Genomic DNA, 11,228 nt, shown 5'->3' on the forward strand with positions numbered 1-11,228 from the left:
GCACCCTCAACCAGTTCCGCCGCTTCACCGGCCGCGCCGAAGGCCTGTCGATCAGCTTCGAGGCGCACCTGCTGGGCTCCAAGGTGGAATACGACGAAGAGCGCGACATGCTGATCATCCGTCAGTTGCCGACCCAGTTGAAGGACCAGCTCAAGCGGCGCAAGGACTGACCCGCGCCGCCCCGGAGCGCCGCCGGCGCTCCCTTTCCCTCCTCAGCCGCAGGCCCAGTCGAAGCGCATGTCGCGGAAATCGAGCTGGGCGTTGCCGCCGCCGAAGTTGTAACCGCCCAGGTATTCCTCGAACTCTACGTAGAAGGGACTCATCTCCGGTACGCCCTGCACCGGACGCATGGTGCCGCCGATATGGTTCGGCAGGTGCCCTTCCACCCAGGGATGCTCGCGGTAGTTGTCGCGCTCGATCCTGCCGTCCAGCCAGTAGTGCGGCAGCTGGTAGCCGCCGTCGCCGTATTCGCTGGGCACCACCCCGGCGTTGGGGTCTTGCGCCCGCGCCGTCCAGCGCAGCGGGTAGCGCTGCTGGTGGCCGGCCGCCGGGCGGCCACCGAGGGCGCGCAGCAGGTAGTAGTCGTCCTCCGCCCAGTCCGGCACGAAGCTGGCCGCCGAACCAGCCTCCAGCCACTGCGGCGGCTCGGTCTGCGCCAACAGCGGGTTGCCCGCCGGCAGCGCCGGCGGCTGGCAGGGCGCGCCGCTGAATTCAGCGGCGTCGAGCAGGATCAACGCATAGGCGCCGCCGAGGATGTCCTCCATCCGATGCAGACGCGGATGGCTATTGCGCCCGGCCTCCCAGAACGGCCGCAGTTCCGCTTCGGCCGGCGGTTGCGCGGGCGGATCGATGAGCATCTCGCGAATGCCGTCGACGCTGGTCGGTCCACCGTCGTTCTGGTCCGGGGCGAGGGAGAAGAAGCTCAGCGCGACGATCTCCGGGCCATGCACCCGGTAGTCCTCCGGCAGCAGCAGGGTGAAGCCGTGCATCAGCGGATAGCCGGTGTCCGGATCCAGCGGCCACTGCTCCGGACGGATGCCCGGCGGCAGGCCGAAGCACCAGCCGTGGTTGGCTTCGCCGGTGTGCGCGGCGTCGTTGACGATTTCGATGTCGTAGGCGTTCATGGCCACTCCCTGGTCGGTTTTTCCAATTCCCGGCCACGCCGGCCGGGTGTCGCAGTGTAAAACGGCGCCCCCGGCAGGCGAAGGGCTTTCAACCCAGGCCCACGCCGAGCGCGGTGCCCAACCCATAGGTGAGGGCCGCGGCAAGGGTACCGACCAGCACCTGGCGCAACGCCGAGAACGCCAGCGGCCGCCCGGTGAAACGGGCGGTGACCGCGCCGCTGAACAGCAGCGCAAGCAGGCTGGACAACAGGCTTGCGACCAGCGCCGCGGCGCCGTCGAGGAACAGGAACGGCGCCACCGGCACCAGGGCGCCAAGGGAAAACAGCAGGAACGACGTGCCCGCCGCGTTCCACGGGTTGCCGCCCAACTCCGTCGGATCGATGCCGAGGGCCTCGCGGGACAAGGTGTCCAGCGCGCCACGACCGTCGTTCATCAGTTGCAGGGCCACGCGCCGGGCGGACACCTCGCTCAGCCCCTTGGCGGTGAAGATATCGATCAGTTCCTGGGTCTCGGTGTTCGGGCAGAGCCTGAGCAGGCGTTCTTCCTCGGCGATGCGCTTGCTCGCCATCTCGCGGGCGTTGGTCACCGACAGCCACTCGCCAAGGGCCATCGAACAGGCCCCGGACACCAGTCCGGCCATCCCGGTGAGGACGATGGACGAATGCGCCATGCTCGCACCCGCCACGCCCATCACCAGGCACAGGTTCGACACCAGGCCATCGTTGGCACCGAGCACCGCCGCGCGCAGCTTGGTGCCGGCGTCGCGGTCCGGCCTCGCCTCGGGCAACGCGCACTGCGGCGGATCGGCGTCCGGCCGCAGCGGCGGGGTCTCCGCCGGCATGCCTCAACGCGCCTCGATGCGAAAGCCCAGGCGCGGGAAATGCACATGCACGGTACCCGCCCGCGGGTCTTCGCGGCGCAGGATGAGTTCCTCGCTGCCGGCGAAGAGCAGTTCGCCCTGTACCGCGTCGACACCGTAGTCGGTGGCGGCGATGGCGACCGCCTGGCCGGGCAGGAAACCGTTGGGGTCGCTGAAGGATTCGTCCGGCAATGCCGCGGGCTGGCTGCCGCGAGCCACCTCCAGGGCTTCCTCCGCACTCATCTCGGCTGGCGCGCCATGGCCGAAGCCGAGCACCCGTCCCAACCAGGCCTGCACCTGCGGGTAATCGTCGACCAGCGGCGCGGTGACCGGCGTACCCTTGAGGAACCACAGGCAGTGCGCCACGGCGAAGTCGGCGACGGACGCTTCGCCGAACAGGAAATCGCCGTCCTCGCGCGACAACTGGCGCTCCAGTCGCGCCATGAATGCCGGCCACTGGTGACGCGCCTGTTCCAGCGGCAGGCGGCCGGCGCTGCCGCCGCTGAACAGCTGGCTGCGATCGGCCATGAAGGCCTTGAGGAATTCCGGCGGCAGCTTGCCGAAGCGCACGGCGATGGACTCCGGGGCGAACACCAGGCTTACCGCGTGCTGGAACAGCACTGCGTCGGCCCACTGGGCGAAGCTCGCGGCGACCATCTCCTGGCCTTCGGGGAACAGCGCCGGGACCGCCTTCTCCTGCTCCAGGCGACGGGCGATCAACGCGGTATCGCAATACACATCGGCGCCGACCTGCAACACCGGGGTCTTCCGATAGCCGCCGGTCAGCGCCACCAGGTCCGGCTTGGGCATCACCGGCGGAATCATCACCGAACGCCAGGACAGTTGCTTGAAACCGAGCAGCAGGCGCGCCTTCTCGGCGAAGGGCGAAGTGGGATAGTGATGCAGGATCAGCTCTGACATGGGCGCCTCCGGGCGGATGTGAGGCATCAGCTTAGCGCGGCTGGGAAAACGCGCCTATGACAATCCGGGACATGAAGGGCACTCCATCGCCAGGCCCGATGGGCCTGGCGATGGGCGCGCTCAATCCAGCCGGCACCCCTGGCGGGTGATGGTCATCCGCCGGTACGCCGCACGCGGCGCCTCGCGCGCCTCCAGGGCGGCGAGGAACTCCCGGGGACGGTCCAGCGGCAGGCCGGTGAGGAAGGCGCTATCCAGCTCCCACCAGCGTGAGGCGAGCAGGCCCTCGATGATCTCCGGCGGATGCCGATAGCGGATCACCTGCGCCGGAGTGCCGGCGACGATGGCATAGGGCGGCACGTCGCGAGTGACCACGGCGCGGGTGGCGATGATCGCCCCAGTCCCGACCTTGACCCCTTCCATCACCATCGCGCTGTGTCCGATCCAGACGTCGTGGCCGATTTCCGCGTAGCTCAGCGCCGGCTCGTAGCGCAGCGCGGTGCCGGTGTGCTGGAAGGGGTGGCTGCTCACCCAGTCGCTGGGATGGGTGTGTTTTTCCTGGCCGATGAAGCAGTCCGAACCGATCGAGCAGAAACGCCCGATGGACGCCACCAGGGACAGGTCGGTGCCGCTGCGCACATAGCTGTAGGCGCCGATCTCCAGTCTCGGCGGGACGATGCGCAGGTGACCGAGTTCGACGTGCTCCTCGAGCACCAGCGTGGTGCGCTTGCCGACACTGGCCGGGCCGCCGGCCAGCTTGCAGCCGCGGCGGCGGATCCAGCGTTTCCACCAATGATTCTTCAGGTAACCCACGAATACCCCATGACCGCAGATGAACGTCCTAGACTGCCGGCTCGCCGACCTCGCGCAACACCGGTACGCCGACCAACAGGCGCTCCTTGGCGCGCTTGCTCAGTGCCTTGATCGCCCGCTCGCGGCGCAGGGCGTCGCCCTTGCTGGCGCAGGCCTCGACGTAGACCAGCGCGCGGGCGGGGCTGGAATGGAAGAACCGCGCGCCCTTGCCGCTGCAATGAGTATCGAAGCGGCGCAGCGGATCGTCGCTGATGCCGCAGTACAACGCACCGTTTTCCGCCCTCACCAGGTAGACCGACCAACACTTCCCGATCGCCGCCGTGGCGGCCGTCGCCTCACTCACTCCAGACCCGCTCCCGCATCCGCTCGCAATACGCCACCAGGCGCGGATAGCCTCGCGCCACATGGCTGAGTGGGGTATCCAGGGTCGCCTCGATGAGGTTGGCGAGGATACCGTAAGCGGCGGCATCGGCGCTGCACGGATGTTCGCCACCGTAGTACGGGACCTGGCCGAGCAGGCCGTCGAGGGCATCGAGGTCGTCGCGGGCGAAGGCCAGCAGTTCATCCCTGCCGTGGACCCCGAGTCCCTGCGCCCTGAGGGTAGCGCGGACCTTGCGGCGCATGGCCCAGGCCACCGCGTCGCGCACGCCGAATGGCAGCGAGCCGAAGAACACCGGCTTGAGCACGCGCCAACTGTCCTCGTCGAACCAGCGGAAATACAGCATCAGGTAGTACAGGTGTTCGTCGCACAGGCGCGTGATCGCCCGTGCCCAGCCCTTGCCCCGGGCGTCCAGGCCAGCGTCGAGAGTGACCCCGTAGCGTTCGCCGAGGGTACGGATGACGATCTCGCTGTCGCCGATCGCCTCGCCCTCGATACGCACGTAGGGCAGCTTGCCCTTGGGCGCCTTGCGCGGGTCGCTGACGACCTTCACCTGGTACTCCAGGCCGGCCAGGCGCAACCAGGTTTCCAGTTTCAGGCAGTAGGGACTGGCATTGGGTACGTTGAATGCGGCGGGGAACTGGAAGAGCGTGATCATCGCGGCGTCCTGCGGGTTGTCCGCGGCGAGCTTAGGAGATTATCCGCGCTTCGGCCACCGACAGCCTCAGCCGGCCGCCGGATGGGCAGCCTGGTAGGCGGCCAGGCCCTTGCGCGCCTGCCCGCGGATCGCCCGCTGCACCGGCGGCGCCCAACCCAGCAGCAGGCCCTTGGCGCCAAGCGCCTGGCGGCTCCAGCGCCACAGGTCGAACTGGTCGCAATGCTCGACGATCAAACCGTCGGCGAAGCGGAAACGGGCCTCGATGCGATTCTCCACCCTGCGCCCGGTCTGGGTGAACAGGTAGTGGGCCACCCATTGCGCACACCCCTCGCTCTCGTCGGCGCGGACCTTCGCGTAGTCCAGGCGGAAGTCCCGCGCCCGGCTGGTCAGCAGGCGCCACATGTCGCCCACCTCGCGCCCGCGCAGTTCGCCGAAGGCCGGGTCGTGGAAGGTCGCCTGGGGGGCGTAGCAGGCCGCCATGGCCTCGCCGTCGAGGCGCTGGAAGGCCTGGTAGAAGCGCTCGATCAGTTCGGCGTTGGGGTGGGCCATGCGGGGTTCCTTGCGATGAGAGGGGCTTGCCAGGCGTCCCCAGGCGGGAACGCCGTCGTGCCGGGTCGTTTCAGCCGAACCACTCGCGGGCGCTGCGCCAGAGGCAGATCCCGACGAAATAGGCCGAGGCGGCGAACCACAGGCCGAGCAGGATCGGCAGGTCGGCCGGCTGCTGAACGATCAGCAGACCGCTGCTGATCAGCCAGACGAAGGTCACCGCGATGTTCAGCGGCATGAACTGGCGCACGCGGAACGGGTGGAGGAACTTCATCCGGGTCAGGGTCAGGGCAGCCAGCACCAGCACCGTGGCGAGGTTGACCCAGGGGTGCAGGTCGAGCACGTAGAAGTACACCGCCACCACGTTCCAGGCGGCCGGGAAGCCGACGAAGTAGTTGTCGGTGCTCTTCATGTTGACGTTGCAGAAGCAGAACAGCGACGAAACCAGGATCACGCCCACCGCCAGCAGCTCGAAATGCTCCGGCAGGGGGATGTAGCGGTAGATGAAGATGGCCGGGATGAACACGTAGGTCAGGTAGTCGATCACCAGGTCGAGCACCGAGCCGTCGAAATGCGGCAGCATTTCCTTGACTTCGTACTTGCGCGCCAGGGTGCCGTCGAGGCCGTCCACCAGCAGGGCCAGGCCGAGCCAGAGCAGGCAGGCCTGGGGTTTGTTGTCGACCAGCGCGAGCAGGGCCAGCAAGGCCAGGATCACGCCGCTGGCAGTGACGGCGTGGACGCCCCAGGCCTTGGCTTTGTTGATGGGAGTCATCGATAGGTTCACGGGCATTTCTCTTGTTCGGTGTTCGGCATGACACGTCGCTCTATAGTGCACCGGCACCGGTGCGTCTGTCTGTTATCGGATTGTCGGTGCTGGCGAGAGTTCAGCCAGCCCCTGCCGGTCAGCGGATCGGCGGCGCATAGTGCAGGCCGCCGAGATTCCATTGCGCGTTGAGGCCGCGCGGCATCTTCAGCGGGCTGTCGTCGCCGACGTTGCGGGCGAAGATCTCGCCATAGTTGCCGACCTGGCGCACCATCTGCACCACCCAGTCGCGCGGCAGCTGCAAGTCCTTGCCAGCGTCGCCCTCGCTGCCGAGCAGGCGGGCGACGTCCGGGTTGCGGCTGTCCCTGGCCTGGCGCTCGACGTTGCTCGAGGTGACCCCCAGCTCCTCCGCGTTGAGCAGGCCGTACAGGGTCCAGCGGACGATGTTGAACCAGGCTTCGTCGCCCTGCCGCACGGCCGGGCCGAGCGGCTCCTTGGAGATCACTTCCGGCAGCACCACGTACTGCTCCGGCTTGGCCAGCTTCAGGCGCTGGGCGTAGAGCTGCGACTGGTCGGAGCTGAGCACGTCGCACTGCCCCGCCTCCAGGGCACGGGCGCTCTTCTCGTAGCTGTCGTCGAGCACCGCCTTGTAGCGGATGCCGTGGGCCCGGAAGTAGTCCGCCACGTTCAGCTCGTTGGTGGTGCCGGACTGGATGCACACTGTCGCGTCCTTCAGTTCGCGGGCGCTGGACACGCCGAGCTTGCGATTGACCAGGAAGCCCTGGCCGTCGAAATAGGTGACGCCGGTGAAGTGGATGCCCAGCGCGGTATCCCGCGAACTGGTCCATGAGGTGTTGCGCGAGAGCAGATCGACCGTACCGGACTGCAACGCCGAAAACCGCTCGGTGGCGGACAGCGGAGTGAAGCGCACCTTCTCGGCGTCGCCGAACAGCGCGGCGGCCAGCGCCCGGCAGATGTCGACGTCGAGCCCCTTGAAACGGCCCTTGGCGTCGGCGTAGGAGAACCCCGGCAGGCCGTCGCTGACGCCACACTGCACGTAGCCCTTGCGCTTCACCGCATCCAGCGTCGCACCGGCCTCGGCCGTGGCGCTGGCGCCGAAGCAGACGGCGGCCAGCAGCAGCCAGGTACCTTTCATTATTGTCATCTGTTCGCCACTCCCTTCGCCGCCCCTGGGTGAACCGCCGGCCCCGCGCCGGTCGCTTCCCGGGCCGGTCGCCGCACTGTAACCGCAAGCGCCGCGGCACCGGCAGGGGCAGCCGGCGGCGCGACGGCGGCGGGCGACGAACGGCGTGCCCGGCGCACTTCCCTTAGCAAAGCGCATCCGCGGGAAATTGGCGAATGCATGATCTGCGACAATCTGGCCGACTTGCGAGCGGGAAAGCGCCTGTTGTCGAATGGTCCTCCCATTCCGAACGCATATGCCCCCTGCCTGGAGCCGTCATGAGCGAACCCCTGATCCTCGATGCCCCGAATGCCGACGCCTGCATCATCTGGCTGCACGGCCTGGGCGCCGACCGTACCGACTTCAAACCGGTGGCCGAAGCCCTGCAGATGGTCCTGCCGAGCACCCGCTTCATCCTCCCCCAGGCGCCGAGCCAGGCGGTGACGGTCAATGGCGGCTGGGTCATGCCGAGCTGGTACGACATCCTTGCCTTCAGTCCGGCGCGGGCCATCGACGAAGACCAGTTGAACGCCTCCGCCGACCAGGTCATCGCCCTCATCGATGAACAGCGCGCCAAGGGCGTCGCCGCCGAACGGATCATCCTCGCCGGTTTCTCCCAGGGTGGCGCGGTGGTCCTGCATACCGCCTTCCGCCGCTACGCCCAGCCGCTCGGCGGGGTGCTGGCGCTATCCACCTACGCGCCGACCTTCGACGACCTGGCGCTGGACGAGCGCCACAAGCGGATTCCGGTCCTGCACCTGCATGGCAGCCAGGACGACGTGGTCGACCCGGCGCTCGGCCGCGCGGCCCATGACGCCTTGCAGGCGCAGGGCGTTGAGGTGGGCTGGCACGACTACCCGATGGGCCACGAGGTGTCCCTGGAGGAGATCCACGACATCGGCGCCTGGCTGCGCAAGCGCCTCTGATCCCCGCAGCGTCTCTCAGACGGCGTGCAGCCGGTAGTTCAGCGCGTAGCTGCCGAGCAGCTCTTCCAGCGCCGCCCGGCGTCTTTCGTCGAGCGCGGGAACGTGCAGGTGGGCGAGCTGGCCGTGGCGCTCGTCGGCGACCACCTCCACGCGGATATCCTCGGCGATCCTCCGGCTTTCCTCCTCCAGCACCCGGCGGATCGCGTCCAGGCGCAGCGCCGGCTTGAAGGTCTTGCCCACCGCGGTGACCGGCATGCTCTCGATCAGCCAGACATCCTTGGGCACAGCCGCCCGCTCCGGTACGTGGCGGCTGGCGTGTTCCAGCAGCTCTTCCTCGCTGGCGCTGGCGCCGGGCTTGAGCTGGATATACGCCACCGGCAACTCGCCGGCCTTGGCGTCCGGCTTGCCCACCGCCGCCGCAAGGGCCACGGCCGGATGCCGGTGCAGCGCTTCTTCGATCATCTGTGGGTCGATGTTGTGGCCTCCGCGAATGATCAGGTCCTTGCTGCGCCCGGTGAGCCAGATGTAACCGTCCTCGTCGATACGACCGAGGTCGCCGGTATTGAACCAGCCATCGCCGACCCAGATATCGCGGTTCCGGTCCTGTTGCAGGTAGCCCTTGAACACCGTCGGGCCCTTCAGGCAGAGGTTGCCCACCTCGTTCGGCGCGGCATCGCGCAGGTAGTTGCCCTCGCCGTCGAGCACCGCGACCTTCACCTGGCAGTACGGCAGGCGCAGGCCGATCGAACCCGGCCGGCGCTCGCCGCCACGCGGGTTGCAACTGGTACCGCAGGTGCCTTCGGTGAGTCCGTAGCCTTCGATCACCTTGAGCCCGGTACGCGCCTCGAACTGGCGGATCAGCTCCACCGGCATCGGCGCCGCGCCGCACAGGGCGAAACGCAGGCTGGACAGGTCGCGGCCATCGCTGGGAACCTGCAGCAACGCCGCGTAGATGGTCGGTACGCCACTGAAGCTGGTGACCCGGTGGCGCTCCACCAGCTTCCAGAAGTCCTGGATCAGGGTCGGATTGCGGTAGCCCTGGGGCCCGGCCAGGAGCACCTGGGCGCCGCGATGGAAGGGCGCCAGGCCGGTAACCATCACGCCGTTGACGTGGAACAGCGGCAGACCGCAGAGCAACACGTCGTCCACCCCGTAGTCGGCGTTCAGGCCCATGATCTCGGCCATCGCCACCTCGTTGAAGTGACTGTGCGGCGCCAGCTTCGGCGTGCCGGTGGTGCCGCCGGTGTGGAAATAGGAAGCGACGTCGTCCGGATGGATCGCCCGTCCGCTCTCCAGGCGGTCTGCCGGGCAGTCGGCGATCAGCGTATCGAAGTCCAGCACGCCCTCCGGCAGCGGCCCGCGCTGGGCCTTGAGCGCCTCGCGCTGCGGTGCCGGCAACAGGTTGGCCGGATCGACCACGACGATCGCATACAGCTCCGGCAACTGTGCGCGCAGGCCGGCGACCTTCTGCCACAGGTCGGTGCCGGGGAACGGCGCCAGGGTCACCAGCACCCGGGTGTTGGAGGCGCGGATCAGCTCGGCGATGTGCTCCGGCTCCAGCAGCGGGTTGATCGCATTGACGATCCCGGCGGCCTCGCCGCCCCAGATCACGTAGTGGGTCTGCGGCAGGTTGGGCAGCAGGAAGGACACCGCCTGGTGGCTTTCCAGGCCCAGCCGGTGCAAGGCGTTGGCGGTCTGGGTGACGCGGGCGAACAGCTCGGCATAGCTGATCCGCAACGGTTCTTCGGCGGCGCTGCCATGCAGCAGGCAGCTCAGGGCGATACGCTGGCCGTGGCGCCGGGCCGAGCGTTGCAACAGTTCGTAGGTGCTGGACGGCAGGTCGCGCTGTTCCAGCGGCACGCGTTCCAGGGCTTCGATATCGCTCAGCCCGGCGATCGATGGGGACGGATTCATGGTTTTCTTGTTCTTCCGTTGGTGAGTGGGCGGACACTCGCCGGATCGCTCCGGCACCATCCCGAAGATGCCACCCCCGTCGTCGCCCTACCGTTGTCTTTTTGTAGCGCGCCGCCGGTCCCGCGCACGAACCCTCCCGGAGGCTCTCCCGGGAACTTCGCGCAGCCCCCTCCAGGCCCCGTCCGGCCAGGCCTGGAGGTGCCCGACCAAGCATGGATTTCTCCCCGCTGGCAACATGCTTTACACTGGCGCCCGTTCATTCCTTAACCACTACGAGATCGCCGTGCTCAAAGCACTCAAGAAAATCTTCGGCAAGGCCGACGGAACCCAGCCGCAGAGCGGTTCCTCCCCGGTCCTGCAAGGCCCTGCCGGCGCTACCGGCGCTACCGCGAAAGGTACCGCCCCCACCGGCGAAAAGCCGACCGAGAAACGCCCACGCAAACCGCGCCCCCCGCGCGCCGACAACGAGTCCGGCGCCCCGCGCGCCGCTGAAAAGGCCGAGAAAGCCGAAAAGCCCACCAAACCCGCCGGCAAAGAAGGCCGGGAGGCCAAGCCGCGCACCGACAAGCCGCGCCGCGAACGCAAGCCGAAGCCGGTGGACAACTGGAAGCTGGAAGACTTCGTGGTCGAACCGCAGGAAGGCAAGACCCGCTTCCACGACTTCAACCTCGCCCCGAGCCTGATGCACGCCATCCATGACCTCGGCTTCCCCTACTGCACGCCGATCCAGGCGCAGGTACTGGGCTTCACCCTGCGCGGCCAGGACGCCATCGGCCGCGCCCAGACCGGCACCGGCAAGACCGCCGCGTTCCTCATCTCGATCATCACCCAGTTGCTGCAGACCCCGCCGCCGAAAGAGCGCTACATGGGCGAGCCGCGCGCGCTGATCATCGCCCCGACCCGCGAACTGGTGGTACAGATCGCCAAGGACGCCGCGGCGCTGACCAAGTACACCGGGCTGAACGTGATGACCTTCGTCGGCGGCATGGACTTCGACAAGCAACTCAAGCAGCTGGAAGCGCGCTTCTGCGACATCCTGGTAGCCACTCCAGGCCGTCTGCTGGACTTCAACCAGCGCGGCGAGGTGCACCTGGACATGGTCGAGGTGATGGTCCTCGACGAAGCCGACCGCATGCTCGACATGG

At 68.0% G+C, this 11,228-nt stretch carries 13 protein-coding genes; 3 read left to right on the plus strand and 10 right to left on the minus strand.

Features of this window, described 5'->3' with window-relative positions; translation table 11 throughout:
* The coding region (locus HMPREF2886_RS34490; RefSeq protein ID WP_177344474.1) for a nucleoid-associated protein at positions 1 to 170 on the plus strand (170 nt) is incomplete at its 5' end.
* A 42-nt stretch (positions 171 to 212) separates the two neighbouring features.
* Here HMPREF2886_RS34490 and HMPREF2886_RS31440 read toward each other — a convergent pair.
* From HMPREF2886_RS31440 to HMPREF2886_RS31480, 9 genes are all read right to left on the minus strand, one after another.
* A complete protein-coding gene (locus HMPREF2886_RS31440; RefSeq protein ID WP_033975823.1) occupies positions 213 to 1,124 on the minus strand; it encodes a hypothetical protein in 912 nt (303 codons plus the stop codon).
* An 88-nt stretch (positions 1,125 to 1,212) separates the two neighbouring features.
* Positions 1,213 to 1,965: a VIT1/CCC1 transporter family protein gene (locus HMPREF2886_RS31445; protein ID WP_033972180.1), complete on the minus strand. Its 753-nt coding sequence runs from the start codon at positions 1,963 to 1,965 to the stop codon at positions 1,213 to 1,215.
* A 3-nt stretch (positions 1,966 to 1,968) separates the two neighbouring features.
* Positions 1,969 to 2,904 (minus strand): glutathione S-transferase family protein, encoded by a 936-nt coding sequence (locus HMPREF2886_RS31450; protein WP_033975824.1) that lies wholly within the window; start codon positions 2,902 to 2,904, stop codon positions 1,969 to 1,971.
* 120 nt (positions 2,905 to 3,024) lie between these two features.
* Positions 3,025 to 3,714, minus strand: coding sequence for a CatB-related O-acetyltransferase (locus HMPREF2886_RS31455; protein ID WP_033972182.1), 690 nt, complete (start codon positions 3,712 to 3,714; stop codon positions 3,025 to 3,027).
* Between the two features lie 28 nt (positions 3,715 to 3,742).
* Positions 3,743 to 4,057 carry a GIY-YIG nuclease family protein gene (locus tag HMPREF2886_RS31460; protein WP_033972183.1) on the minus strand — a complete coding sequence of 105 codons (315 nt, stop codon included), beginning with the start codon at positions 4,055 to 4,057 and terminating at the stop codon, positions 3,743 to 3,745.
* Positions 4,050 to 4,751, minus strand: a complete 702-nt coding sequence (locus HMPREF2886_RS31465; RefSeq protein ID WP_003092922.1) for a glutathione S-transferase C-terminal domain-containing protein — start codon at positions 4,749 to 4,751, stop codon at positions 4,050 to 4,052. The genes HMPREF2886_RS31460 and HMPREF2886_RS31465 overlap by 8 nt, the downstream gene beginning before the upstream one ends.
* Positions 4,752 to 4,817: 66 nt before the next feature.
* Complete coding sequence (locus HMPREF2886_RS31470; protein ID WP_033972184.1) at positions 4,818 to 5,300, minus strand: nuclear transport factor 2 family protein; 483 nt, start codon at positions 5,298 to 5,300, stop codon at positions 4,818 to 4,820.
* Between the two features lie 70 nt (positions 5,301 to 5,370).
* Positions 5,371 to 6,087: a phosphatidylcholine synthase gene (pcsA, locus tag HMPREF2886_RS31475; protein ID WP_003105024.1), complete on the minus strand. Its 717-nt coding sequence runs from the start codon at positions 6,085 to 6,087 to the stop codon at positions 5,371 to 5,373.
* Between the two features lie 112 nt (positions 6,088 to 6,199).
* Entirely contained in the window at positions 6,200 to 7,225 is a 1,026-nt protein-coding gene (locus HMPREF2886_RS31480; RefSeq protein ID WP_033975828.1) for an amino acid ABC transporter substrate-binding protein, read from the minus strand.
* A 296-nt stretch (positions 7,226 to 7,521) separates the two neighbouring features.
* On the opposite strand from HMPREF2886_RS31480, the gene HMPREF2886_RS31485 reads away from it, so the two are divergent.
* Positions 7,522 to 8,169 (plus strand): alpha/beta hydrolase, encoded by a 648-nt coding sequence (locus HMPREF2886_RS31485; protein ID WP_042165414.1) that lies wholly within the window; start codon positions 7,522 to 7,524, stop codon positions 8,167 to 8,169.
* 15 nt (positions 8,170 to 8,184) lie between these two features.
* Here HMPREF2886_RS31485 and HMPREF2886_RS31490 read toward each other — a convergent pair whose 3' ends face one another.
* The gene (locus HMPREF2886_RS31490) at positions 8,185 to 10,083 is read right to left on the minus strand and encodes an acyl-CoA synthetase (protein ID WP_033975831.1); all 1,899 of its coding nucleotides are present in this window, start codon (positions 10,081 to 10,083) and stop codon (positions 8,185 to 8,187) included.
* A 283-nt stretch (positions 10,084 to 10,366) separates the two neighbouring features.
* Here HMPREF2886_RS31490 and HMPREF2886_RS34865 point away from each other — a divergent pair.
* Positions 10,367 to 11,228, plus strand: an 862-nt coding sequence (locus tag HMPREF2886_RS34865; protein WP_218189078.1) for a DEAD/DEAH box helicase, incomplete at its 3' end; no start/stop codon positions are given.

It is taken from the genome of Pseudomonas sp. HMSC066A08, from assembly GCF_001813025.1.
In the GTDB taxonomy this organism is placed as follows: Bacteria; Pseudomonadota; Gammaproteobacteria; order Pseudomonadales; family Pseudomonadaceae; genus Pseudomonas; species Pseudomonas aeruginosa.

Bases quoted from the DNA above. Each gene is read 5' to 3' on its own strand.
- HMPREF2886_RS31470 (WP_033972184.1), bottom strand. From the start codon at position 5,300: ATGGCCCACCCCAACGCCGAACTGATCGAGCGCTTCTACCAGGCCTTC.
- HMPREF2886_RS31480 (WP_033975828.1), bottom strand. From the start codon at position 7,225: ATGACAATAATGAAAGGTACCTGGCTGCTGCTGGCCGCCGTCTGCTTC.
- HMPREF2886_RS31485 (WP_042165414.1), top strand. From the start codon at position 7,522: ATGAGCGAACCCCTGATCCTCGATGCCCCGAATGCCGACGCCTGCATC.
- HMPREF2886_RS31440 (WP_033975823.1), bottom strand. From the start codon at position 1,124: ATGAACGCCTACGACATCGAAATCGTCAACGACGCCGCGCACACCGGC.
- HMPREF2886_RS31465 (WP_003092922.1), bottom strand. From the start codon at position 4,751: ATGATCACGCTCTTCCAGTTCCCCGCCGCATTCAACGTACCCAATGCC.
- HMPREF2886_RS31450 (WP_033975824.1), bottom strand. From the start codon at position 2,904: ATGTCAGAGCTGATCCTGCATCACTATCCCACTTCGCCCTTCGCCGAG.
- pcsA (WP_003105024.1), bottom strand. From the start codon at position 6,087: ATGCCCGTGAACCTATCGATGACTCCCATCAACAAAGCCAAGGCCTGG.
- HMPREF2886_RS31490 (WP_033975831.1), bottom strand. From the start codon at position 10,083: ATGAATCCGTCCCCATCGATCGCCGGGCTGAGCGATATCGAAGCCCTG.
- HMPREF2886_RS31445 (WP_033972180.1), bottom strand. From the start codon at position 1,965: ATGCCGGCGGAGACCCCGCCGCTGCGGCCGGACGCCGATCCGCCGCAG.